At 41.3% G+C, this 26,725-nt stretch carries 17 protein-coding genes; 11 read left to right on the top strand and 6 right to left on the bottom strand.

Going from position 1 to position 26,725, the window contains the following annotated elements; all coding sequences use genetic code 11:
* Window positions 1-17 precede the first annotated feature (17 nt).
* The 6 genes from CHB62_RS01055 (at window position 18) to CHB62_RS01030 (ending at window position 6,158) form a co-directional block, all read left to right on the top strand.
* Window positions 18-611 (top strand): hypothetical protein, encoded by a 594-nt coding sequence (locus CHB62_RS01055; RefSeq protein ID WP_240616219.1) that lies wholly within the window; start codon window positions 18-20, stop codon window positions 609-611.
* 546 nt (window positions 612-1,157) lie between these two features.
* Entirely contained in the window at window positions 1,158-1,496 is a 339-nt protein-coding gene (locus CHB62_RS01050) for a hypothetical protein (RefSeq protein WP_089365330.1), read from the top strand.
* Window positions 1,497-1,821: 325 nt separating this feature from the next.
* The gene (locus CHB62_RS01045; protein WP_089365329.1) at window positions 1,822-3,978 is read left to right on the top strand and encodes a TonB-dependent receptor; all 2,157 of its coding nucleotides are present in this window, start codon (window positions 1,822-1,824) and stop codon (window positions 3,976-3,978) included.
* A 196-nt stretch (window positions 3,979-4,174) separates the two neighbouring features.
* A complete protein-coding gene (locus CHB62_RS01040; protein ID WP_089365328.1) occupies window positions 4,175-4,912 on the top strand; it encodes a DUF4625 domain-containing protein in 738 nt (245 codons plus the stop codon).
* 202 nt (window positions 4,913-5,114) lie between these two features.
* Window positions 5,115-5,579: a DUF4625 domain-containing protein gene (locus CHB62_RS01035; protein WP_089365327.1), complete on the top strand. Its 465-nt coding sequence runs from the start codon at window positions 5,115-5,117 to the stop codon at window positions 5,577-5,579.
* A 114-nt stretch (window positions 5,580-5,693) separates the two neighbouring features.
* Window positions 5,694-6,158 carry a copper resistance protein NlpE N-terminal domain-containing protein gene (locus CHB62_RS01030; protein ID WP_009011014.1) on the top strand — a complete coding sequence of 155 codons (465 nt, stop codon included), beginning with the start codon at window positions 5,694-5,696 and terminating at the stop codon, window positions 6,156-6,158.
* Window positions 6,159-6,565: 407 nt separating this feature from the next.
* Here CHB62_RS01030 and CHB62_RS01025 read toward each other — a convergent pair whose 3' ends face one another.
* Window positions 6,566-8,236, bottom strand: a complete 1,671-nt coding sequence (locus tag CHB62_RS01025; RefSeq protein ID WP_089365326.1) for a SusR-related protein — start codon at window positions 8,234-8,236, stop codon at window positions 6,566-6,568.
* Between the two features lie 252 nt (window positions 8,237-8,488).
* Between CHB62_RS01025 and CHB62_RS01020 the strand changes: the two genes are divergently transcribed.
* From CHB62_RS01020 to CHB62_RS01000, 5 genes are all read left to right on the top strand, one after another.
* Entirely contained in the window at window positions 8,489-10,627 is a 2,139-nt protein-coding gene (locus CHB62_RS01020; protein ID WP_089365325.1) for a glycoside hydrolase family 97 protein, read from the top strand.
* Window positions 10,628-10,868: 241 nt separating this feature from the next.
* The gene (gene susR, locus CHB62_RS01015; RefSeq protein WP_240616220.1) at window positions 10,869-12,425 is read left to right on the top strand and encodes a SusR family glycan utilization regulator; all 1,557 of its coding nucleotides are present in this window, start codon (window positions 10,869-10,871) and stop codon (window positions 12,423-12,425) included.
* A gap of 910 nt (window positions 12,426-13,335) precedes the next feature.
* Window positions 13,336-15,630: a leucine-rich repeat domain-containing protein gene (locus tag CHB62_RS01010; protein WP_089365323.1), complete on the top strand. Its 2,295-nt coding sequence runs from the start codon at window positions 13,336-13,338 to the stop codon at window positions 15,628-15,630.
* Window positions 15,627-15,845 carry a hypothetical protein gene (locus tag CHB62_RS01005; RefSeq protein ID WP_089365322.1) on the top strand — a complete coding sequence of 73 codons (219 nt, stop codon included), beginning with the start codon at window positions 15,627-15,629 and terminating at the stop codon, window positions 15,843-15,845. Before CHB62_RS01010 ends, CHB62_RS01005 begins: the two co-directional genes overlap by 4 nt.
* A 140-nt stretch (window positions 15,846-15,985) precedes the next feature.
* Window positions 15,986-19,315, top strand: coding sequence for a glycoside hydrolase family 66 protein (locus CHB62_RS01000; protein ID WP_089365321.1), 3,330 nt, complete (start codon window positions 15,986-15,988; stop codon window positions 19,313-19,315).
* 331 nt (window positions 19,316-19,646) lie between these two features.
* Here the strand turns inward: CHB62_RS01000 and CHB62_RS00995 are convergent, their stop codons facing one another.
* The 5 genes from CHB62_RS00995 to CHB62_RS00975 form a co-directional block, all read right to left on the bottom strand.
* A complete protein-coding gene (locus CHB62_RS00995; RefSeq protein ID WP_089365320.1) occupies window positions 19,647-21,665 on the bottom strand; it encodes a glycoside hydrolase family 16 protein in 2,019 nt (672 codons plus the stop codon).
* 699 nt (window positions 21,666-22,364) lie between these two features.
* Window positions 22,365-22,883 (bottom strand): LOG family protein, encoded by a 519-nt coding sequence (locus tag CHB62_RS00990; protein WP_089365319.1) that lies wholly within the window; start codon window positions 22,881-22,883, stop codon window positions 22,365-22,367.
* A gap of 397 nt (window positions 22,884-23,280) precedes the next feature.
* On the bottom strand, window positions 23,281-24,414 hold the full coding sequence (locus CHB62_RS00985; RefSeq protein ID WP_089365318.1) for an acyltransferase family protein: 1,134 nt from the start codon (window positions 24,412-24,414) through the stop codon (window positions 23,281-23,283).
* Between the two features lie 11 nt (window positions 24,415-24,425).
* A complete protein-coding gene (locus CHB62_RS00980; RefSeq protein WP_089365317.1) occupies window positions 24,426-25,616 on the bottom strand; it encodes an FprA family A-type flavoprotein in 1,191 nt (396 codons plus the stop codon).
* Between the two features lie 103 nt (window positions 25,617-25,719).
* Window positions 25,720-26,658, bottom strand: a complete 939-nt coding sequence (locus CHB62_RS00975) for a carbohydrate kinase family protein (protein WP_089365316.1) — start codon at window positions 26,656-26,658, stop codon at window positions 25,720-25,722.
* Between the last annotated feature and the right edge of the window lie 67 nt (window positions 26,659-26,725).

Here is a 26,725-nt window from a genome sequence, read left to right as displayed (position 1 = left end):
TACCGCCTTACAGGGTATTGTATGTCGATAACCTGACCGACCTCAAAGCATTGAGTCGAGGCAGTAGCAGTGTCGGTATGCCAGGAAACTCAACAACATTGATACCTGCAGGAATGTCTATTTGCTTAGCTGCGGGCACAGGTTATGCAGAGGTAGTTGCTAAGAATAAGGCTTATCAAGTAATCAATATAGGCTCGGGAGTGGCTACTCCATCAGCTGTTACGGGTGGTGTGCGCTATTCAAAGTATATTTGTAAAGACGGTTGGAACATCGACTTGAAAGATCCTAACAATAATATAGTAGACAATTTCGGCCTTGAAGTGGCCTATTTGTTGAATGGCAGTAATGGATTCTACTATAATTATTACTTGGGAGAGCGGGATTTTATTCGCTCTAAGGACAAGCCTTTTAATGCTCCTTATAATGGTTTTAACCCAAAGGGGTGGTATTATATGCCGATAGAAACAAGCGGATTAAATCTTCTTGGGACTTTTAACGATGCTGACAGTAGGTTTATTCCATTTGTGGAATATAAAGATGGGGGTAGTGCGAATAGACCAGAACGCTACCATGATATGACTTATTACACTGCAATAAAACACCTTCCATAAGCATGGAAGAGACGAGATAGTTTGGCGACAAGCTTTTTCTTAGATGAAGGAAGGCGGGGATACATCGTGTATTCCTGCCTTTTTTATGAAGACTGAACCTTTTGGGGGCTATGAAGAGTGGATATGTTCATCCACAAACAGACTTGAATATCTGTACAGAACGTACTCATATATGAACCAATTAAGCCGATGCAATCCAATTTCTATCGCCCTTGAAGAGGGCTGCTTATAGTCGGTGGCGAATTTTTTTCATGAAAAAAAATATTTTTCTTCATGAAAAAAAATATTTATTGTCGTGAAAATAAATCTTTATCTTCATGAAAAGAATTTGAAAGTAGGACCATGGAGACTCCTAATAGTCGACCGATAGGGGGCAAAAAAGACTTAGGTAATATCATAAAAAAGCACTGATTAGCGTCATAACAACCCCGAGAAGAAAGTTTAGCAATCGTTTTCTACTGTTAATAATAGCAAAAATAAAAACATATTATTTGCTTTCTCCCAAAATAATAAATATCTTTGTCGAGCGATTATAAAGGTTTTTAAATGGTAAAGCAGAACAGAAATACAAGACAGATGCTCGTTGCATGGCTGCTATTGGTACTCTTTATGTTACCAATGGTAGTTAAGGCTGTGCATGTATGTCAGGTAGAGTCTGAGCTTGCTGTAGGTCATAAGACGGCTGGTCAACACGGTCAGAGCCATGACACAGACACCTGTAAGATTTGTCATTTTGCCTTTTTCAATTACATGAAAGCTACGAGTATTCAGTTGAATGACGTAGTTATCATTTTACTTGGCTTCCTTTTCCTTGCTTGCGTAACGAGGTATGTACGCCCAGAAGTGGAAGTCATCAGCCTTAGGGCACCTCCTACACGATTCTAAAGAGAGATTGTATCTGCTTGTCATGGTCTATTGTCTATAGGCCAAAGAGGCTGTTGGATACTGATGTGAGTAGTCCAAACCATTGTCTTTCACCAATTTCAAAGCAGAAACAAGCTCTGGCACAGACACTAAAAAGGGATAGTTATGCCTTGTTAGCTTTGGCCGTAATAGGCGAAAGCAGCCTTCGAGGATAAATAGAACCCCGTAGGATAGTCCCTTTTCTGTCGTCACTGTGCCTTAAAAAGCCTTGTTATACACGCCTTTTCGCACGTATAAGACAAGGCTGACATACCATAATTTTATCAACATTCAACAACAATTGGAAATGAATAAGGCTTTATTAGCTTTTGTTCTTTCTCCTGTGTGCATGACAGCCTTGGCAGACAATCACACGTCAAAAGCACCTTCAGCACCGCTTGAAGTAGGCGTTGACAGTAGTATTGTTATGCAAGATCTGACCGTGTTGGGCAACAGACAGAAAGACATTCAGATGAGATCATCAGTCAATACGATAAGTATAGGCAAAGAGTTCCTACAGAATAACTTCTCAGGAAGTTTGATGCAGAGCCTTAGGGGCATCCCTGGTGTAAAGGCAATGAGTATTGGTTCGGGTCAATCAAAGCCAACGATACGTGGTTTGGGATTTAATCGTATGGTTGTAACCGAGGATGGTATCAAGCATGAAGGGCAACAGTGGGGCGACGACCATGGGTTGGAAATAGACCAGTTTGCCATCGACCACATTGATGTTGTCAAGGGTCCGGCAGCGTTACTCTATGGTTCAGATGCCATTGGCGGCGTGATTAACCTCTATAGCAACTATATTCCGACGAAGAAATTCCAAGGGGCTGTGTCGCTCTTCGGCCGTAGCAACAATGAATCAGTTGGTCTGTCAGCTCGCTTACAGGGTATCACAGGGGGCTTCTATTGGAAGGCTAACACAACACTTATCGACTATGCCGATTACAGAGTGCCAACGAATAGCATCCAATACTTCTCTTACGACATACCATTGAAGGACAAGCTCCTTCGCAATACGGCAGGTCTTGAACGAGATGGGAGTGTGACGTTGGGTTATAAGGGTATTAATTTCCATACCGAGCTCAAGCTGTCGGATGCCTACACAAAGAGCGGCTTCTTTGCTAACGCACATGGGTTAGAGGTGAGACTGTCGAGCATCGACTATGATAAGTCACGTCGAGACATCGACTTACCTTACCAGAGTGTGAACCACTTCAAGGTGATGAGTCATACAGTCTACCAAGAAGGGCAGCTTGCTTTAGAGTTAAATTTAGCCTATCAGAACAACCACCGCAAGGAGCTAACCGAACCTATCGCACATGGATACATGCCTACGCCACCGAACTCACTGGAGCGTGAGTTCAAGAAAGATACTTACACGGCCAATCTGATGACACGTTACGACTTGAACGAACGCCATAGTCTGTCGGCAGGAGTCAATGGTGAGTATCAACACAACCGTCGTGCGGGCTGGGGTTTTATCATCCCTGACTTTGAAACAACCTCATTTGGTGCGTATGCCTTCGACCGTTACACAATCAAGAAAGACCTGATTGTAAACGCCGGAGTACGTTACGACCACGTAAGAACAAATATCCATAGCTATACCGACTGGTTTAAGACGCCTGTAAGTGCCACCGATACCATTTATAAAGAACGTTCGCAGGACCTCTGTCGTTCGTTCAATAGTCTCACGTGGTCGGCTGGTATCAACTACGCAACGGCAGGGTGGATTCTAAAAGCAAATATAGGAAAGAGCTTCCGAGTACCTATTCCAAAGGAGTTGGGCACAGATGGTGTTAATTATCACATCTTCCGATATGAGAAAGGTAACCCTAATCTGAACCCGGAGGAGTCCTATCAGTTGGATGCTGGTATTCATTGGGGAAACGATAGACTAACGATTCAGTTCGACCCCTATCTCAACTATTTCCCAAACTACATCTACATGAATCCGACACCGAACTATTATGAAGGTTTGCAATGGTATTATTACACGCAGAGTAGGGTTATCCGCTGTGGATTTGAGCTACAGGCAGACTGGAAGATACTACCTTCATTGAGTGCAGAGTTCAAGGGTGAATATCTATATGCAGAACAGTTATCAGGCGAAAAGAAGGGTTATACACTCCCGTTCAGTACTCCTTGGTCGGCAGATGCTACCCTTCGTTATGCCTTCTGTCGTAAGAACGTAGGCAATGAAGGCTTTGTCGCAATGAACATGCACGTCACTGGTAGACAAAACAACATCGTTCCGCCAGAGAAGCCGACGCCGGGTTACTACACGTTGAACCTCACTGCGGGGAAAGACTTTGCCTTTGGTGAGCGTACGTTACGACTGAGTCTTAACGCAGAGAACCTCCTCAATCGTAAGTATTACGACCATACGAGTTTCTATCGACTCATAGACGTACCAGAGCCAGGCCGCAACGTGGCACTGATAGCTACCTTTGAGTTCTGATGAACAGTAACTTCAATAACGAAAACAATATAAATGCTTGATCAAATACACTAATCTGAGACTTCGATTGGATAGACATGGAGAGACAGACTAACAACACACTGTCTCCCATGTCATCCTTTCACAACGTAAAGAATGAGATAAACAACATAATAGAAAACCGAGGCGAAAGCTTCAATCAAAAACAGATTAAACAATGAAAAAGAAACTTTTAATGGGCGCTATGGCGCTTTTGAGCGTGTTTGCAATGACACTCACTTCATGTAGTGACGACAATGATTCACCTGCAAACGGTGGTATCACTTTTAGCGAAATAGAGATCGGACACGACAACAGCAAGGTTGGCACAATTGGCGACGACATCCACTTGGAATGTAAAATACAGTCAAGTTCTAAGATAAAGTCTGTCAGCGTCTCATTCTACAAGGATGAGAATAATAAGGTGGAGAAGGTTTACAACAGTCTCAAGTATGCTGGAGTGCTCAACACTACTTTCCACGAGCATCTCGACCTTCCTGAAACACTTGCTGAGGGTGTCTACACTTGCACAATTAAGGTTACTAACGAACAGGGAGGCGTCAACACCATCGTAGAGAAGGTTAATTTGCAGAAGAAGGTGGTAGACCCTAATGCGCCAAAGATTTCTGATTTGAAGGTGAATGCTATGTCTGGAGCAGCGAATGGTAAGCTTACTTTCTCTGCAAACATCGTTACCAAGGACCCTATTGACGAAATAGAGATAGAGTTCCATGGTGATAAAGAGCATGAGATAGACGTGGATGGTTACAAAGGAAAGAGTGGTAACATTACTTTCACACAGGAGGTTACTATCCCTGCTGAGTGTAAGCCAGGTACTTATCATATCCATTTCACGGTGAAGGATAGTAAGGGTCGCGAGACTACTGAGGAGATTGAGGACTTTATCGTTAAGTAAGTAAGAAACGAAAACGATAAATGCTTGATAAATAATGAGGACCTACTTATAAGGGGATGTGCTTCAGCTTGTTTGTTCATAACAAGTAAAGTGAGTGACAAGAGGGTATTGTCTTCTTGTAAGTAGGTTAAATCTTAAAGATAAGAAAACAAAGTATTGAAACAGAATTAACCCTAACGGATTAAGTAATAAAGCACACATTATGAAAAAGATTCTATTTAGTTTAGCAGCTGTAGCAGCCCTCCTCGGGATGGTGTCTTGCTCAACAGAAAGCGTAGAGGTACCAGTTATTACTGATTTAGGTATAACGGCTAACCCTGTAGACTGCCAAGTGTATAACCGTGGAGATAGTATTTATTTCCACTATCGAATTACTGGTCATGAGGAGTTAGGCAGTTATAATCTTGAAATCCATAATAACTTCGATCACCATACACACGGAACACAAGGACAGACATGCGCCTTAGACGCAAAGAAAGATCCTCAGAAGAATGCGTTCTATTATAATCAGGACTTTGTTATCCCACGTGGTAATAAAGATTATGACGCCCGTCAGAGCATCTACATCCCGGCTAATGCGCAACCAGGAGATTATCATTTTGTAATTAGAGCAACGAACTCGCAGGGTGGACAAGGGATACGTGCTATGGCGATAAAAATAAAGTAAAACTTGCACGATAAGAACAAATAAAGGTTAAAACATTCTTGTTTTTAATTGTAAATACAATATCTTTGCAGCTCGAGAGTTAAATTAGAGTTTACATATAAAACTAAAATGATTATGAAAAAGATTATGTTTATGGTAGCTGCATGCGCAGCTATGGTAGCTTGTAACAATGGCAAGACTACTGCAAACAATGGGGGTGCAGACTCATCAGCACAGGACTCAACTGCTGCTGCTGGCGACTCTGCTGTTTACGAAGGCCTGACACCTGCTGCTGATGTTGCTGGTATCAAGTATCGTGTGGCTTTGGCTAAGGATTCTTCAAACGGTTTCAGCGTATCTGAGGCTTATATGAAATCTGCTTCTGAGGCTGATACTGTTTATAACTATAACGGTAAGTATCAGGTTATTGAGAAGGATGTTAAGGGCAAGAAGAATACTTACTACCAGTTTGAATTGGGTAAGGGTAACAAGACAAACTTCCTTGTTGTGAACGATTCTACACTCCGTCTTGTTAATGACGAGTTCGAGGAGCCTGCAACAAATACCAAGGATATGAACTACGACTTGAAGTTGAAGTAAGGATCTGTAAGCAAAACATTAATATAAAGGGGCTTGCCAAGGGAGTTATACCTTGTGCAAGCCCTTTTTTAGTAGGGTGGAGTGGAGGTGTCTATATTATATGGTGGATTCTTACTGGGGGGTATATGCCTCTTCTCTAAGGTCATACTATATATATAATAAGGTGTGGGGGAAATAGAATTAATCCTCAATACAATGAGTGGTAAGGCTTAACAGGAAATATGTTCGGCGTTCAGACCGTTTGTGTGGGGCAATGGCATGATTGTAGGCGATGGTGAGGTAGGTTGGGTGGTGTCGTTATTGTCTACTGAGAAGACTTATATCTAATATGTAGGGGTTTGTGGTTTTTAACTTGATTCGTTAATTTTATTGACATAGCAAAGGCTGTTCTTAACTCCTGTTTTGAGTTAGTTGGTATTCGATTTACCAATGACACGACACAACGTCATCACCTCTTCCTCAAAAGTCTCTTTGTTTACAGCTTTCCCTTTAAGTACTGAACGGTAGTTATAGATGGTCTGTGGAGAATAGAAAAGGAGGTCGGCTATCTCAGAGCTCTCCTTTACGCCCAATCTGATTAAGGCCATAATGCGTTGCTCGGTGGTAAGTCCATCGTTGCTTTTGTTCTGAATTTTGCCATCAGGTAAGAGTAAGTTATTAAGTTCTTCAGTAAAGTCTGGATAGAGATCAAGGAACGCTTTGTCGAAACGAGACAGGAATGTAGCAGCGTCTTCTTCTGATAGTCGCTCAGAGGAGAGCTGACTAAGCAATTCTGTAGTTTGGTTGGCTTTTATCTTCCTCTTGACCAATGTCTGTTGTTTCTTTAGTCTTGCAATATATTTAGCACAAAGGTCAATATACAACTTCGCCAATCTTTCGCGCTTTCGATTGGTGTCTACAAGCAAAGCATTAAGGTCGTTTAGTTGTGTATTCAGCTGTTTTTGCTGTGTGTTGAGATTGGATAGTTGATTATTATTCAGTTGTAACTTTTGCTGTTGAAGACTAAGTCGTTTGGTTTGTTTTACGATATATACGACCGCAAAAAGTAGGAAGAGAAGTAATAGTGAAATAACAATGATGGCCGTCATCTGCACTTTATTCCGCTGGTTAAGCGTCTGTTGATAACTGCTAACAATGGCAGGTAACTTACTTGAAATCTCTATTATACGAAGTCTGTTATTATAGAAACGAGCATCCTCAAGGGCAGTCTGTATGTATTGTTGCGCTCGGTCGAGTTCGTCCTTATTATGTTCAAAGATATACATGGCAAGGTTTTGCAGTGCAAAGTTCTCCATTGTGCAGTTCTCCATATCCCCAATACTCGACAATAAGAGGTATTCCTCCTGTTTCTCAGTATCCCCTTCACTACCGTAGTTACCCGAGAGTGCAAAGCAAGCCATCGCATAGTAACGTGAAGACGACGGTAGTTGCTTTATTGCTTTAAGGTAATGAGCACGTGCCTCCATGTGATTGTTTAGGACAAAAACAGCGTATTCACCGCAGTAATACTCATAACTTTTAGCGGTTTCATCGCAGTAAGGCATGGCTTTCGTAAGGTAGTTCTTTGCCCTTTCTCGGTATGTTGGCGTATATGTCTTATCGTTGCAGAAGTCTGCCCAATAGGTGTAGATACGGAAGAGAGAGAAGTAGTATTCAAAGCGTTGAGGCCTATCAAGAAGCGTAGTATCTACTTGTTCAATTTCGTTAACAGCCTCACTATAAAGACCACCAATAGATAATAACTCAGCCTTTCGTATAACATTAGTATTATAGTAGTAGCTGTTTTTTATTTGTTGAGACAGTTGAATACCCTTATCAAGATAGGTCATTGCAGAGTCAAACTGGAACACATAATACTCTTCATAGAGTTGTTCGTAGGTTTGAAGATGGTTAATAGCATTACCATTAGTCGTGAGATACCTCTTTAAACGTTTGATGTCTTTGTTCTTAGCATTGATAAGTGAATTTCTATGGGCCAATAGCTTGTCTAATTTCTGGCGTAGTTGTTCAGTGTCACTACCTGCGAATGTTGTCGTAGGGAGCAACAGCAAGAGTACATATAATAATAGTTTTCTCATGACTAAAACGCTATTTAATGCAAAGATAATACTTTCATTGGAATTAAAAGCTATCTACTTAAATAAATTACAGCAACTTATTAAATAATTGATAATAAGTTCTTTATCTAGTATATGCCGTTTCTTAAATCTACTTAAACACTACTATTGCATTTTCTTTTAGGCTTTTTTGCTAACTTTGCATCTATCAGTAAGCTAAAAACTTACAATCCTTAATCAAAGAAATAATAACCAACATACTTAAACAAAACAATGAAGAAAACCAATATTGCCCTTATTGGGCTTTTAATGGGGTGGGCAAGCATTGCGAATGCGCAGACAGTTAAGTCTCCAAATGGTAATGTTGCTGTGACGTTCTCACTAACGGGAAATGGCGTGCCAACCTATGAGATGACTTATAAGGGTAAGGCTGTTGTTAAGCCTTCACACTTAGGTTTAGAATTGGCAAAGGACAAGCATGCCAGTAAAGGAATGGATGAAACCAGCTTAATGGACGGTTTTGAGAAGACAGGAACCAAGACTACTACCTTTGATGAGACTTGGAAACCTGTTTGGGGAGAAACTGCTACTATTCGCAACCATTATAATGAGTTGGAAGTAGACCTCAATCAGCCAAGCAGTAAACGTAACATAGTAATCCGTTTCCGGGTCTATGACGATGGAATGGGCCTTCGTTACGAGTTCCCACAACAGCCAGAACTGAACTACTTCGTTATCAAAGAGGAACATACACAGTTCGCTATGGCAGGCGACCATACGGCATGGTGGCTTCCAGGAGACTATGACACGCAGGAGCAGGAGACGCAGGAATCAAAGCTATCCGAAATCCGCAAGCGTTTCCATGACGCTGTTAACTGGAGCAACTCATCTGTTGCAGTCTTCTCAGAAACAGGTGTTCAGACCTCTTTACAGATGAAGTCTGCTGACGGACTCTACATTAACATTCATGAAGCAGCATGTGCTAACTACGCTACAATGCACCTGAATTTAGACGACAAAACCATGACCTTTGAGTCATGGCTTACTCCTGACGCTACAGGACGAAAGGGTTTCATGCAGACTCCATGCGAGACTCCATGGCGTACGGTGATGGTCAGCGATGATGCACGTGATATGCTTGCAAATAATCTCATCCTTAATCTTAACGAACCTTGTAAGATTGAAGACACGTCATGGATACATCCTACAAAGTACTGTGGCGTTTGGTGGGAGATGATAGCTGGTGGTAAGTCTTGGGCTTATACTGATGAATTTAGTTCAGTGAAGCTTGGTCAGACTGATTATGCCCATGCTAAGCCTAACGGACATCACCCTGCTAACACCGAGAACGTGAAGAAATACATCGACTTTGCAGCTGCTAACGGCTTAGACCAAGTATTGGTTGAGGGTTGGAATATCGGTTGGGAAGACTGGTTCGGCCACTGGAAGGACTATGTGTTCGACTTTGTTACTCCTTATCCAGACTTTGATATCAAGGGCTTGAATGAGTATGCTCACTCTAAGGGCGTAAAGTTGATGATGCATCACGAGACTTCTTCAAGTACTCAGAACTATGAGCGTCACATGGAGGAAGCCTTCAATTTGATGAATAAGTATGGCTACGATGCTGTGAAGACTGGCTATGTAGGCGATATTATCCCACGTGGCGACCATCACTATTCACAGTCAATGAACAACCACTACCTACATGTTATTAAGGAAGCAGCTAAGCATCATATTATGGTGAATGGGCATGAAGCAACACGTCCAACGGGTCTCTGCCGTACATGGCCAAACCTTGTCGGTAACGAGTCAGCACGTGGAACAGAATACGAAGCATTTGGAGGAAGCGATCCTAACCATACTGTCATTCTTCCATTCACCCGTCTTCAGGGTGGACCAATGGACTATACGCCTGGTATCCTTGAGACTCAACTCTCTACATGGTGCAATAATAAGAGCTATGTTCACACAACTCTCGTAGGTCAGCTTGCGCTTTATCTAACAATGTATAGTCCACTTCAGATGGCTGCCGACCTCCCAGAGAACTATCAGAAGTATAATGATGCCTTCCAGTTCATTAAGGATGTAGCCGTTGACTGGGATGACAGCCGTTATCTTGAGGCCGAGCCTGCACGCTACGTTACCGTTGCTCGTAAGGCGAAAGGTACTAACAACTGGTTCGTAGGAGGTAAGACTGGTATCGCACCCCACCTTAGTATCCTCAAACTCGACTTCCTTGATAAGGGCAGAAAGTACGAGGCTACCATCTATGCTGACGCTAAGGACGCTGATTACGAGAAGAATCCAAAGGCCTATACCATCACCAAACGCACTGTTAAGAAGGGTGATGTTCTCAAGCTTCAAGAGGTGCGTGGAGGCGGTTTCGCCATCAGCTTGAAAGCACTTTAGGACAAATTTAATTATCGGTTACTACCGATACAGATGGAACAATAAATGATAAAGCCACAGAGAAACGTAAGTATTCATGTCATCAGAGTGTTATCTACTCCGATAGATGCTTAACGTCTCTCTGTGGCTTATTATGCCTCTTATACTAAGCACCAACTTACTTGCACTATTACATACTAAAAGTCTTTATAAAGACGTTATTATATACAATGACATTATATCCCAAATGATAATGAAACGAATGAGAATAATCGTAAGCATCTGTATCATGTTATGTACGTCTTTACTGACGAAGGCACAGAACCAAATACTCACTCTTGACGATCTCGACCATGAGATAGCCATGTCCCCTCGCTATGATAAGAAGTTTGAAGACTATATCCGTAGCGTGAAGAAGCAACTTCATGATGCTCGAACCAATCAGGCTCGTTACGAACTCTCTGATAAGCTGTTCAATCTTTATACCTCTTATTCAGTCGACTCTGCCATTGTCTATGCGCTTAATAAGCAGAAAATCGCTAAGCAGATGGGGGATAAACATAAAATCAACGACGCCAAACTTAACCTTGCCTACCTCTTTATCCGAGGTGGTCAGCTCTTGGAAGCTAACGACATTGTTAACTCTATTCCTCGAAAAGAAATCGGTAATGAGTTGTCATTCTATTACTTTTCCACCCGCAAAACCCTCTACCGTACGCTTGCTGACGCTTCATTGACTTCATGGCAGAAGCGACAATATAAGAGAATGGAGAAGCTTTGCAACGACTCGGTCGTTGACAACAATGCTTCGCCCGATATCTGGTCACGTGCTGAGCAACTTGTCAATCGCCAACAGTACGAGCAAGCTAAGAAAATCCTCCTCGATGCCTATCGCCAACATTCTCTGAGCGATCGCCAGACGGCTTTTATTGCCATATCGCTTGCCGATATCTACGGTAAAGAAAAGAATCTTGAGGCTGAGAAGCAGTATCTTATCGCTGCGTCTATCTCTGATATTCGCAACTCGGTAAAGGAGTATCTTGCACTCCAGCAGTTGGCTGTCATCCTCTTTGAAGAGGGCGATACCAAACGTGCATACGCCTATATGGATAAGGCTATGAACGATGCTGTCTTCTGTAATGCACGCCAACGTACGATAGCAATGTCAGACATCTGGCCTGTTATTGTTAAGTCGCATGAACGTGAGGCAAAGAGCCGCACACTTCGTCTTACTGTCTCTCTTGTGTTGATTAGTCTGTTGTCTATCTTCCTTCTCATGATGATTATCTATATTCGTCGACGTATCATAGAGCTTCGTGCCATCCGTGCTCGACTCTCAAACACTAATGAGATGTTGAAGGAGTCAAATCATATTAAAGACGAATATATCACACGCTTCCTTACTCAATGTTCTGATTATATCGACAAGTTAGACAGTTATCGCAAACAGATCTACCGCCTTGTTACTGGAAACAAGCGTACCGAACTACTCAACACATTAAAGTCACAAGAGGTGATCGACCGTGAGTTGGATTCTTTCTACGCCAGTTTCGATGAGACCTTCCTTGGTCTTTTCCCTAACTTCGTGTCCGACTTCAACGCATTACTCAAGCCAGAGGAACAGATAGTCCCTAAACAGCCTGGTCATCTGTCTACTGATCTTCGCATCTTTGCGCTTATCCGACTTGGAGTAAACGAAAATGAGCTAATCTGTTCTTTCCTTCGTTGCTCGAAGGCAACGGTTTATGCTTATCGTTCACGTGTCCGTCTGAAGTCAATCAACCCCGATAGTTTCGATGAAATGGTACTAAAACTATAGTTGAAGAAGCTTTCCTCTTTTATTTATAAGATAAAATATGAGCCTCGTGCGACAGCCCAATGTTTTGTGCATTGGGCTGTCGCACGTTTCTTTTTGTCCCTTTTGTCGAGTTGCAAAGGGATAATTTATTCCTTTAATCCTACAGTTATTCCCGTACATGACAAGTTTCAATAGTTTGGGCAAAAGGCACTAATACATTGAGTAAACATGGTAAGAACGGTAGATTAATGGCATTGTAATTTATGTTGTCTGGCATTCAGTTCTCTCTACTTTATAAGCAAAACGATTTCTGAACACCACTAATCTCTATTTCTTTTCACGAACAAAATAATTTCTTTTCATGAAGAAAAATATTTTTTTACGTGAGTGGAAATATTTTTTTTCATGAAAATAATTCGGAGAAGAGTCTTTTCTTTTTCGGTTGTAAGGGTTAATACTACACTAAGAAATTCTTGTTTTGAGTCTTAACTGGTATCTTTTTGTTATAAAAATACTGATTTCATCGGTAAAAATAAGTCTTATTAAAAAGTGTGATAATTAGTAGATAGAAGTTTAATGTCTGGTTGACAATTTTTTACTAAAGTGTTATTATCGTTATACAATGTTTGTATTATAGGTTGTGATAGAACTTTATAACTGACTGTCATAATGCTCAATACGCTTTTTAATAACTTGTATTTGTTGTTCCAAAGGTTTTATTAATTGTTTATTTTCTTACCTTTGTGCCAGTCTTTCTGTTTGGTGTTTGAAACTAAAAATAACTTTTATTTCGTATAGAGAATGGAAGACGGCATTATATATAAGGATGTAGACGAGACGACATCAGAGAGGATAGCCACTTGTTTCAAAGTCTTCAGTCGTGTAGTTTACTATCAACAATACGGACCAAATTAATTATTAAATAAAAAAAATGAAACGAAAATTACTACTGTTATTGTTTGCATTCATCTCGTTAGGATGCTTTGCTGACTCTCAACCAACGGATGTTGAGCGAAGAGCCAAACTGTTTGTGTACAATGGTATGCTGTTTAGTATCCAGCATTTCGAGAGTCTCACGTCACAGAATAACGCTGTTGAGTTCTGTGGTTGGACAACTTTGACTGATTTGAGCACTGATGCGAAGAAGGACGAAGCTTTGGCTGATGCGCAGTATAATGCCATTCGTAAGGTAGGAGCAGTTACTATTCCTGAGACAGTAACAGCTGAGGTTACTTACGGAGGGGTACTTCAAGGTAATGCTACTTATAAGGTTACCATGCTTCGTGCTAATCTTTTCCGTGCTGCAGATACTAATGTAACAAGCCAGATTACTAAGATTACAATCCCAAAGACAGTTGAGCACATCGAATCACGTTGTTTTGATGAGTGTGTAAACATGACTGAGTTTGTAATTGAAGGTGCTACTGATGGTACTTCTCAGTTGAAGGAGATTGACTCACATGCATTCTTAAACTGTAAGAAGTTGGCGTCTATCACGCTTCCAAATTCGGTTACTTACTTAGGCGATGATGCTGCTAATTCTATAGAAGGTGGTGGTGTGTTTGAAGGTTGTGAATCATTTACCTCTTTTAAATTCCCAAGTAGTTATGCTTCAAACAACTTGCCAAGTTTTACCTTCAAGAACTGTAAGAACTTAGCAACTATCAATTGGAATGGTTATAATCCAAAGCGTTTAAACAGCTGCGCATTCCAGGATTGCGATAAAATCACATGGTCTCAAGTTCCTCAATCTGTAGAGGAGTTAGGCGATAACTGCTTCTATCTCTGTGATGCTTTGACGTCTGTTGACCTCTCAAAAATCAAGAAGATGGACACAGGTGTGTTCTGGGCGACACCTTTAACATCTGTTGAATGGCCTGCAGCTGTAACTGAAATTCCTGCAAATACATTCTGGGCTTGTGGCAAACTAACAACTATCAAGGGTATTCCTGGGCAGCCAGGTGCATGGGATAACATCACTAAGATTGGTGCAAATGCATTCAATATGTGTACTGCTTTGACTACTATTAAGTTGCCAGCAGAGCTTAAGACAATTGATGCGCAGGCTTTCCGAAGCTGTGATCATTTAGCTACAGTAGACTATGGTACTAAGGTTGAAACTATTGGTGACGGTGCTTTCTGGTCTACTGGTGCATTGAAGAAGTTCTTCTTCAAGGGTTCTGTTAAGACACTTGGTGCTGATGCTTTCCGAGAGAGTGGACTTACTTGTGTTCACCTCAAGGGGGATATGACTATCGGTAAAGAGGCTTTCATGGACTGTAAAAGCTTGAAGTACGTAGAGTTCCCTGCTACATCTTCAGCTACTCAGCCATTGACTTATGTGGCAGAAAGCATGTTTGCTGGTTGTACAAGTCTGCCTTTCATCACTCTTCCATCTACTGTAACAGAGATAAAGGCTAACGCTTTCAATGGTTGTTCACACTTGAATTATGTAAACATCTTGGCTGAAACGCCTGCAACATTGGCTACTAACGCATTCGATAACACACCAAAGAATGTCTATGTAAAGGCAAGTAAGTTGTCTGCTTATCAGTCAAATGCTGATTGGAACACACTCAACTTGAAGGATACTTACGAACAGACATTGAGTACAAAGTATGCTACTTTCACCCACGACTTCCCTGTAGACTTCGTTGCTGCTAATGGTCGTGATGCTATGGAGGCTTATGTAGGTAAGAGTACATATAAGGTTACGCAGCCTACAAAGGTTCAGAAGATATTGAAGATGACAAAGTCTACTTCAATCGCAGCCAATGAAGGTGTTATCCTTGCTGGTACACCTGGTACTACTTACACCTACCGTATCGCAGAGTCAGCTGTTGCTAAGCTCGCTGATAACAAGGTAATGCCAGTTCGCGAAGATACTCTTCTTTATCAGACAGAGACAGACGGTAAGAGTAACTGGACACTACAGGCTGATTATAAGTTGCACTTAACGCAGGACGCAAAGACCATCTATTGTGGTAGAGCTTATGTTCATGAAACCAACGAGACAGGTGTTCAAGGCGCAAAGCCAGTAGTCTTCGGCTTAAGTCTTGACGATGAAGATGGTAATACGTCTAATGATACAACGGGTATCGGCAGCGTTGAGAACAAGAAGGCAGATGAGGAGAATGTTTATTATACGCTTTCTGGTGTAAAGGTAATCAACCCTACGGAGAAAGGTGTATATATTAAGAACGGTAAAAAAGTTATTATACGATGAAATGTAACTATATAGCTCCTACAACAGAGCAAATCACAGTGAAGATAGAGCAGCATTTATTGGACTTATCTTTTGATGATACACCTGCTGATCCAGGGTCTGCATTGTCAAAGAAGAACACATTTGATTCTGATGAGGATGAGACTGATGATGCGTTGAGAGTTACCTCTAATGGTGATATCAGTATTGGTAAGCACTCTCTTTGGGATGAATAATTATTAATATCGTTTATAATGAAGGCATTGCCAAGGCTTGGCTTGAAAGTAGTCAGACTGTGGTGATGCCTTTCTACTTTACCATCAAGCATGAAAGGAGCCGTATAGGCCCATTTAGAAAACCAATAAGAATTAAAACCATGAGATTAAAACGATTGCTTATTCTGTGTGTCGCATTGTCGGCATCTGTGTTCTCTTTTGCAGACGACTTCGTGTATGACAATCTTAAATACACTACAAGCTCGGACAAATCAGTGACTTTAGTAGATGGAAAGAGAGCGAGTGGAGAGGTCATTATCCCTTCTGTAGTTCGCAATAACAAAAAGGTTTATTCCGTTACAGCCATTGCGCATAATGCTTTTGAGCGTAACAATGCTATTACAGCTGTGACAATACCAAGTTCGGTAAGCACTATTGGCTACAGTGCCTTTAATAGTTGTAAAGGTTTACAACGTGTGATGGATGCCTCACGTGTCGTCGAGATGCAAGGCTTTGAGTACACTGATTGTACGAGTCTGACTTCTGTAACATTATCGGGGACACTACAAAAGATTGGTCATCGCTCTTTTGCAGGTACTGCCTTGACACGTCTTGTATTACCTGAAAGCGTGAAGGAGATTGGTGGAGAGGCTTTTCAAGATTGCCACCAACTGACCAGTGTACAGTTTGACAAAGGTCTTCTGTATATAAAGGACCATGCTTTTAAGAATAGTGGATTGGCATCTTTAGAACTTCCTGAGGGCATAAAGGAGATTGGGGAATGGTCTTTTGAGGGTTGTAAGAGCCTAAAAACGATACAAATTCCTCAGTCTGTAACAACATTAGGGATGGGTGCTTTCTATACGTGTTCAGCCCTTGAGTCGGTTGTTCTACCATTCTCTCTTACGAACATCGGTGACAGAACCTTCAATGGATGCCGTCATTTGTCTGCTGTATATTACTTAGGTAGTAGTTGTCCAAGCCTTGGTCAGAACACTTTTGTCGATGTTTCCAATGATTTTGGGGTCTATGTAAAACCATCAGCATTGCCTGTCTTGCAAGGAATAGCCTATGTTTCAGACAAGGTAAAGGGTAGTTTCCCTTATCAGCAGAACAGTAAGTATGCTACCTTCTCACGCCCTTTTGATGTTGATTTCAGTGCAGCTACGGGGCTAAAAGCATATATTGCAAAGGGAAATAGTGGGCAGAGTTCGGTAGCTTTGATGCCTGTTACGACAGCAAGTGCTGGTACGGGACTTGTCATTGAGGCTACACCTAATACAGTCTATCAGCTTCGATTGGCTGATAATGCCCCTCAATATGTTGACAATGCACTACGTGTATCAACAGGGACTACCGTTGAGGCGATTGCTTCAAAGGTGAGAGAGGATATGACTTTGCGCTATAATCCAGTGGAACTAACTACTGACAAGGTGCGTTATGAGCCTGAAACTACAGTTATATTTACATCAAAGTATGTTCTTCCAGCTAATGCGAAGGTACGTTATCTACATGGTAATACTGTCGTAGAAACCGATGAAATCGGTGAAAAACAGCGTTGGATTTGGAAAGTGCCAGCACAGAATTTCACAGGATACATGGCTGAGATTTATGTTGATAATGGTACTTCAGAGCAGACACTTGCGACAATAGGAATAGATGTGTCTACCGAATGGGGACGTTTCCCACGTTATGGGTTCGTCTCTCACTATGGTTCTGATAAGACACCTGAGCAGGTTAAGAAGGAAGTAGATATGCTTAATCGCTATCACATGACGGGTATTCAGTTTTATGACTGGCAGTGGAAGCATCATATACCATTCCCTCAAGACTCTACAAAGTGGAGAGATATTGGTTTACGTAATGTCTATAAGTCGTCAATAGAGAACTACATTAATCAGTTGCATGGCGTAGGAAGTAAATGTATGTTCTATGACTTAGTATATGGTGTGACTGGTAGAATGATCGATGGAAAGCCTGAAACAGTAGATAACTTTGATGGTCATGATGGTATTAGTAGTGATTGGGGTTGGATAGACTTGCATGAAAAGAAAGGAGGCGGCTATGACCTTCGTCAAGTACAGTATCCTCTTGGCAATTGGCCCAGCATATATGTGATGAATCCAGGTAATCCGCAATGGGTAAACTATCTATCAGGTTCTATCAATAAGGTCTATCAGAACCTTCGCTTTGATGGGTATCATATCGATCAATTGGGCCACCAGCGTGAAGCCTACTATCTCAACTTGAAGAGTAAGAAAGTGAACGAAAAGAAGGTTTATACTGACGGTGACCGCCGTGACACACATGACTTTGAAGACTACTTCGCTAATTTCATCAATCGTATGAAGGCTGATAATCATAATAAGTATCTTGTGATGAATGCGGTCTCAACCTTCGGTGGCGCAAAGATTGTTGGTACTGGTAACGTTGAATTCGGCTATAATGAGATGTGGGGTGACGATGATTATCTGTGGAACTACCGTAAGATAATACAGGACAACCGCCATAATAATGGCAAGAACACCTTTAATACTGTTTTTGCTGCTTATCTGCACTGTCGCAATGGCAATGGTGGTCAGTTCCATACGAGCAGTGCTTTGTTTGGTAATGCTACTATCTTCGCACTCGGAGGTTCACGTATAGAGTTGAGTGGTGACCACATGTTGTTCACAGAATACTTCCCTGATAATGCCCGAAAAATGTCGGAAAAACTGCAGAAGTCTATCATTCACTATTATGACTTCCTTGTTGCTTACGAGAACTACTTACGAGATGGGAACGTTGAAACCTCTGTTAATATGACAATGGACGGCGTTAACGTGGCTGCATGGGACCTGTCTAATCCTAATCCAAGTGTTGCTGAAGCTGCTAATCAGACGATAGGACCAAAGTCGTACAGTGTGAATACGTACAGTACAACAAAGGGTGACGTGACGATGATACAGTTACTTAATTACAGTAACGTGTCAAGAGACAACTTTAATATACGTGATTTGAAAGAGACGATGCCTGAGCCTAATGTCTTGAAGAACAAGAAGATTGTTCTTGACGATGCTACTTCGGTGTCACGTATATGGGTGGCAAGTCCTGACTACTTAGGTGGTGCACCACAAGAGGTTGTCTTCTCTCAACGTGAGGGTAAGGTTTCTTTCATATTACCTTCACTTGCGTATTGGACAATGGTAGTTGTTGAGCATGGAAATAAGGCTGATAGTAGTGAGACAGAGGTAAAGAACTATGTTCTTCAAGGTGAGTCTTTCGTTGAGGCAAAGGATGAGGCTGTCCCAGTGGGTGAGGCTTACTTGTCTTTTCCTGCTACTGTTGCAAAGACTTTACAAGCATCGTTGCCATTAGTCCCTGTTACTGATGGGATTACTAATGTAACTGATAACGTACGTACAGGTTACTATACTGTGTCTGGTATCAAGGTAGATAAGCCCGTGAAAGGGGTTTATATCCATAACGGAAAGAAGATAATGGGTAAGTAGAAGAGTCTTGATGAAGAGCTTTCAAATGGGTGCTTTACTAACTAAAAATGCCGTTCTGTTATCGTATCGATGTCCTACACGATTGGTCTTTAGGCTTGATAGTATGTGTACAAGGCCTTCGCACGATATAAAACGAAGGTAAGACTCCTTGGTAATCTACCTAAATACGAAAAAAGAGGATTGTTTCAATCGTGTCGATTGAGGCAATCCTCTTCTGTTAGATGGATATGTCAGTAACTTTTGTTACCAAGTATGACTACTGAAACTTTGGCATATCTTTGTGGCAGTAAAGCGTCTACTTTTGTAAAACCCTTGGCTACTTGTGAATATTCTATTTGATTAGAACCTTCTTACCATCAATGATATAGATACCAGGACTCAGTTTGCTATTGTCGTTAGCATCCCTTACTTTGAAGCCATTGATAGTGTAGACAGCACCTTTGGGCCGTTGATTTATCGCTATCTTATCCACAGATGTGTTGATATTACTCGCACTCTTTCCAACGACATTGACGCTACGTAAGTAGTAGCCCTGTCCTGTTATGGCTAAACCATACTGCTTCAACTCTTTGATAGTACTTGGTTCAAGCTCAACGATATAAGTCTTCTCGTCCTTTCCCTCTGTCAGGTTTACAATATGTCCATATTGCTCTGAGAACGAGAGCTTAGGCCTGTTGGATTGACCTTCAACCTTTGTGTTCTGTCGTAAGTAAACCTTTGCGTTCGGTTTAACATCTCTCACCACAATTTCAAGCTTTTGCCCTTCTCCTATACCTGCAAATTGTTCGGCAGGAATGAGCGTCTCGCCCCATTGAATCTCCTTAAAACCATTCCATAACGTGGCGTCCTTAGAAGAACGACAAACGGTGTACAAGCGGATATTCTCACCTGTTAAGATACACCCTTCACCCTTTAGTTGCTTGCTAAGTGCCTCTGATACAACGAAAGTCATCTGTGCATCGTTCTTTGAGAGTTCAGGTTTTAGCGTAGTGATAGGTTCACCTCTTCTATTATAGAGGTCGAGACTCGCTTTCTGTGTAGGGTCACAAATCTCAAGGTCCATTACCAATTGGTCGCCTGTATTAAGTTTTTTGAACTTGTCCTTAGCAATGTCTACACTGATCTTCTGGTTCTCTCTATGTACCGGAACAGTACCAATCCAAAGCAGTTCATTAGCTCGCTTGAACACACGAAGCCAATCGATTTCTGTCACAAACGCCTTTGGTACCTTGTTAATATCACCTCCGTACTGAGGATTGAGTTCGGGGTAGAGCGTACCAGAAAAGCCTTTGTAAGGATACATGTTAGGTGTTATCGTAGTCCCAGCCTTATAGGCCTTTCCTCCGACTTGGCCTGTTATAGCAACATCCCAGACACGGTCTTCCCCATACTTAGATAGGTTCTGCGCTAAAAGGGCATTGTACTGGTAGGGATAGCGAGGGTCTTTTCTCTTGTATCTATCGTCCTTTGTGCGAAATACCGAGCGTACCCTGCCATCTAAGAGGAAGGTCACAGCTAAGTTCAGAGGGTCGCCTGGCTCTGGATCTATTTGTGCTCCATATACATGGAAATCCTCACCTGGGTCGAAATCAATCTCTCTTACACGGTCTCCATAGTCGTTGTGGTTATAAGTAGACTTAGGCATCCCATTGTTCCAACCAGCATTATAGTCCATGCCATGCGTTGTCTGATGCAGATAGAAGCCTTTCTCCTTCATTGCATCTTTTCGGTCTTCATTGACAAAGAACTCCTGTAAGTCTATTTCAAAGGTACTTGCACCATTACAATGACGAAGCCATAGCGCCATCCATGTGCCGAAGACGTATGGAATCTTAGCTTTTATCTCTATACGAGAGTACAGAGGATAATAGGTACCTTTGTCTAATCCGACCCCTGACTTTAGGTCTGCTCCGTTGGCATTACGGCTGGAGAGTGCTCCTGACCACCAACCATATTTCCCAAACTCATGCTTGGGTTTGAAGGGAGGTTGTGTCTTTACGCTATAATCGGTACCTGCTGGGTCGTGCTTATAGTCGCGACGTCGACCAGTGGTGATAGGTTCTCGTGAGGCTGTGATATATACGATACCGTCTTTCACCTTAACCATTTGGTCACGATAATACTGTACGCTTGCTTGTTCGTAAGTATTACCATAATCGTCAAACTTATAGTTATACTTCGAGTCACCGTATATTCCCCATCGAGACTCATCTATCTTATTACCATTAAACTCGTCTCCTCCGTAGTAATTCCAGCCTGCCAATGGTGGAATGGCATGCTGTGTCACTTGTGCAGAAAGCTTGGAAAGACTTAAGCACAGTCCGCAAAGTATTAATCCTGTTGTTTTCATGTTGTCTGAATTAGGAGTAGTTGTATCCTACTCAATGTTGAGAAAATAGTTTAGAGGTGGTCCTGTCGGATAGATACATCGGAACTTACGAATAAAAGTAAGGTGTCATGACATTTGTATCTATGGTAGACTAACCTCGTGTGCAAATTTACATCATTTTTTTTATAGGGACTTCTTATATAGTGTTTGAGCTGTGTAAAATATTTATAAGGTATTGTAAACCTACTCATTTTATGTTGAATAATATGAAATCAATACGTCTATTGTTTATTTATGTTTCGTCTAATGGCTTGAAAGACACTATTGTCTTTACGTAAGCAGCTTGTAGATTAAAAAGAGAATAACGAAGATTAGAGAGGGTAACTCTTGTTATCTTAAGCGGTAAAAACGATATATAATAAGGTGTTAGATATGCTTTTCCTCCTAAGGATATAAGATGCTTATATACGATAGACGATTTTTATAGATTAGGTTTACTACTAATCCTGCCCTTCACGATGACTGATTAACGGATTGATAATATGCTGTTTATGTAGAGGATATGTACTAACTGCAGCTACGATGATAAGTAGGCTTGTAATAAAGATAAAGTTCTTCCTCTAATTAGAGCACTGCTTGTCAGGCTAAAACAAGGAAGAACCTTATTTATTTATCGTCTTTATGTTTTGAAGCGGTGTTGAACTATTGCTTAGAAAATAATCATTTCTTTAGGTCGTCAATAGTCTTTACCTCAATGTAGTCGCTGAGAGAGCCTCGTAACATGTCTTTCTTTAGAAGGTCATCGAGTAGGGCTATAAGACTGTCCCAGAACCCCTCCACATTAATTAAGGTCACCTTCTTATGATGATAACCAATAGAAGCAGAGGCTGCAACGGTAAAAATCTCGTCAATAGTCCCTATTCCTCCTGGCAGTGCATAGAACTCATCTGAGCGTTCCATGATGAGTGCTTTGCGATCGGTGAGGTCTTCACAAGGAATTTCAACATCTACGTAATCGCTTACCCTGCGTCCTTCTTCCAAGATACGAGGGATAACACCGATAGTGCGACCGCCAGCTTCGTGCACAGCCTTTCCTATACACTCCATCAGTCCACTATTTGCACCTCCGTAAACGAGGGTATGTCCGTTCTCTCCAATCCATCGTCCCAACTCTTCCGCAGCACGGAAGTAGTTGGAATCAATGTTATTGTTTGCGGAACAAAATACTGCTATATTCATCTTATTCCTATTTTTATTTGTGTACAAAGATACAAAAAATAATTGAATACAGTATATCTTATAGTTCTTCGGTGCCTTTTCTCATTATTACGAGAGGAGCTTCTGTGATGTGCGAAGTACTTTTGAGTAGGTGTATGCAGCTTAGATACATTTGGTATGAAAGCTTCATATAATTGAAAGGAAAATGAGGTAAGGTTAAAGAAAGTAGTAAGGGAAGAATTAAATAAGTATTGGTCGTTGAAGAATAGGTTTTATTTTGCAATCATTACTGTTACGTTCTCCTTATATATAAATTCTTAGTAATCGATAAGTTAGCTTAAATATACAAAGTGACAGCAACTATAATTAAAACAAAATTAGGGCTTTTGAAAGATTTATTTATAACCTTTTCTGAGGTTTATTGTCGCCCTCCTGTTAAGAAGTAGAGTGAGATAGGAGATATACGTCTAAGTAATATGAAAGATAGCAGGCAAACAGTTGTGAGGATAACAGGGGAAAGGAAATAAACAATCAGTACACTTGTAGCTCCAGTGATAGGTAACCATTCCAATTTGAGAGACCACAAAATAATACCTTGAGGAAGTGTGTGTGCTGCATAGATAAAGAACGATGAATCCGTTAATATATTAGGAATTAATTTAGAAGTAAGCCCTTGTTGCTGTCTATGCTCAATGATGTATGTGGTCAGAGAGATTATAGTAACGATTAAGGCAGCATACATGAGGTTAGCGAGCTGTGCCCAATAGAAGAGACAGGCACCGATAATTCCATATATTCCGTAGGGCTTAAACAGCTTTGTTACATCCCATTTCAGAATGGTAAAGGTTGCTCCAAGACTAAAGAATAATAGACTCTGTCCCCATCCTTCCCATTGATCAGGTAAATAATGGATAGCATATAGAAATATTAGAAGCATATATAATGCTAATCTTTTGTGCCATCGAGAAAGGAGATGGATAGTTGTATAAATGAATGGGGAGGCAAGTGACAATACCATAAGGTTGCGAACGAACCATAAAGGAATGTCTATAGGGGTAGCAAGACCACCTTTCTGGCCAATTAGACTTGTGTCCCAGAAGATTAAAAGATAATCTTTAATGGTGAAATTAGATAGCGGCTTATCAATAATAGCAGTCCATCCTGGGCGTAAAGAACTACCAATGGCGATGATTAGGAGGAACAATAAGTTCCATAATATATAAGGTATGAGCAACGATTGCAGCCTATGACGGATCTTGTTGATATACACCTTACGTGTAAACTGTCTACAATGAAAAAACAACAGGCCACTAACGAAAAAGAAAAACGGGTTCGCTAATGGAGCAAGCGAACCCGATATAAAGTCGATGAATGTTCCTAATGACAGGTTGATATTACCTATTGGGAGCGAAAAAGATGCTTTTAAAGCATTGTCCCAAGCAAATGATACACCTTTGAAGTTAGAATGAACGAACAATACTAATACGATGAGTGGAAAGCGTAAAGCAGTAATAACCTGTGACAGTGTGCTATCTTTGTTCGTTCTAATCATCTTAGACCCTTTTATTCAGCTAATAATTTAGCTGCCATCTCACGGCCTAAGCGGTTGCACTCTTCCTTAATCTCTGGTGTGAGTGCTTGCTTCATCTCAACAGGTTCGCCTACTTTCTCAAAGTGGAGATGGTTCTCGTTCCATTCGCCAATGGCTGCAACAGCCTTTGAAGCCCATGAGTAAGAACCAAACCAACCGATAAGGTGGTTCTTGATGTCGCGATTGGCAACCTCTTGCAAGAGTACATCCATCTCATGATAGAGCCCTGCATTATAGGTAGGAGCACCAACAATCAAGCCACGGAAGCGGAAGATGTCCTGGAGGATATAGCTGTGATGTGTCTTAGAGACATTGTACAAGCGGATATTCTTCACACCAGCAAGAGACGCTGAGCGGGCTATCTGTTCTGCCATACGCTCTGTGTTACCATACATCGTACCGTAGCAAATAACCAAACCTGGGTCTGTCTCATATTTAGACATACGGTCATACAATGCGACAACCTTATCAACATATTGATGCCATACTGGTCCGTGAGTAGAACAAATATAGTCGAAATGGATACCAGCAAGTTTCTTCAATGCGTTCTGAACAGGTGTTCCGTACTTTCCAACGATGTTAGAATAGTAGCGAACCATCTCCAACCAGCACCAATCAGTGTCTATGTCCTTGTCGATGAGACCGCCATTTAATGCACCAAAACAGCCGAAAGCATCGCCAGTGAATAGGTAGCTGACCTCACCCTTACAATGAGTCATCATTGTTTCAGGCCAGTGTACCATTGGAGTCATGTAGAACTGAAGGGTATGATTACCTAAGTTAAGCTCCTCACCATTCTTTACTTCAATCGTATTGTCCTTGATTCCATAGAATCCAGACATCATATCGAAGGTCTTCTTATTACCGATAACCTGAATGTTAGGGTAATACTTACGCAGTAAGGCAAGTGATCCAGAGTGGTCAGGTTCCATGTGGTTGATGACTAAGTAGTCTATCTGTCGGTCGCCCAACACCTCACGAAGCCTCTCTATAAACTGTACAAAGAAATCAACCTCAACAGTGTCAATAAGGCAAACCTTCTCGTCATCGATAAGATAAGAATTGTAGCTAACACCATAAGGCAGTGGCCATAATCCCTCGAAGAGACTCTTGTTGCGGTCGTTAACTCCTACGTAATAAACTTTATTGGCAATTTCTATCATTATTTTTTTGATTTTATGTAGTTCCTTTTAGTTAGCTTATTGGGCTTTATTAGGCCAATTGGACTTATTAGGCCAATAAGGCTTATTAGGCTAATACGGCTTATTATAAAGCCTCCTCCTTCATCTTCTCACCAAATTCCTTGCTTACATAATTGAAAATGTCCTTGCAGCAGTCTGCTGAAAACATCAAGGCATAGTTGATAAGTTTGTCCCACTGCTCCTCCGTCAGTCCTTGTTCGAGGTCAGCACGGGTAATGTTATGCTTCAACATACCAAAGATGAAGCCTGCATTAAAGTTGTCACCAGCCCCAATAGTACTGATCACATTTGTGTCGAGGACAGGGTAAGACTTCTTTAATGTCCTACCGCTACGCACCTCTACAGGCTGGCTTCCTTGTGTGTAGATGAATTGTTTGCAATAGAAGGATATCTCGGCATTATAAACCTTATCGGCATCTTCCTTCTTATAAAGCGTTGCAAAGTCCTCATGACTACCACGAACAATATCGGCGTAGTCGAGGTTCTCGATGAGGTTAGGCGTAACCTTGATTACTTCATCCTTATGTGCTGGGCGGAAATTCACATCATAATAGATGATAGCTCCATGTGAGCGAGCATAGTCGAGTAGGCCAAGAACCTGCGGACGAATCATTGGATTGACAGCATAAAACGAACCAAAAATCACGATATCATCGGGTTTTATCTCCGGATAGGTGAAGTCTAACAAGTGATATGGATGTTCTTTATAAAAGATATAGTCAGCATCATTCTTATCATTGAGAAATGCCAATGATACAGGCGACTTAGAATCAGGGAAGGTAGTGACGTTATCAGCATTCACGCCATTGTCTTTCAAAAAGTCAACGATGTATTTCCCGACATGGTCATTGCCTGCTTCTGAAATAAACGAAGTATTGATGCCACAACGTCCTAACGATGTGATGGCATTAAAGATAGACCCTCCAGGAACTGCCTCAACTGGTTTGTTTTCCTTAAAGATGATGTCTAAGACGGTTTCACCTATACCTATAACTTTCCGCATTTTATTGTGAATTATGTTGTGTCTCGTTTTAGTTGTGCAAATATACTGAAATTTAGGCGTAACACAA

The organism is Prevotella jejuni, from assembly GCF_900187995.1.
Taxonomy (GTDB): domain Bacteria; phylum Bacteroidota; class Bacteroidia; order Bacteroidales; family Bacteroidaceae; genus Prevotella; species Prevotella jejuni.
This window is presented reverse-complemented; position numbering and strand designations above follow the sequence as displayed.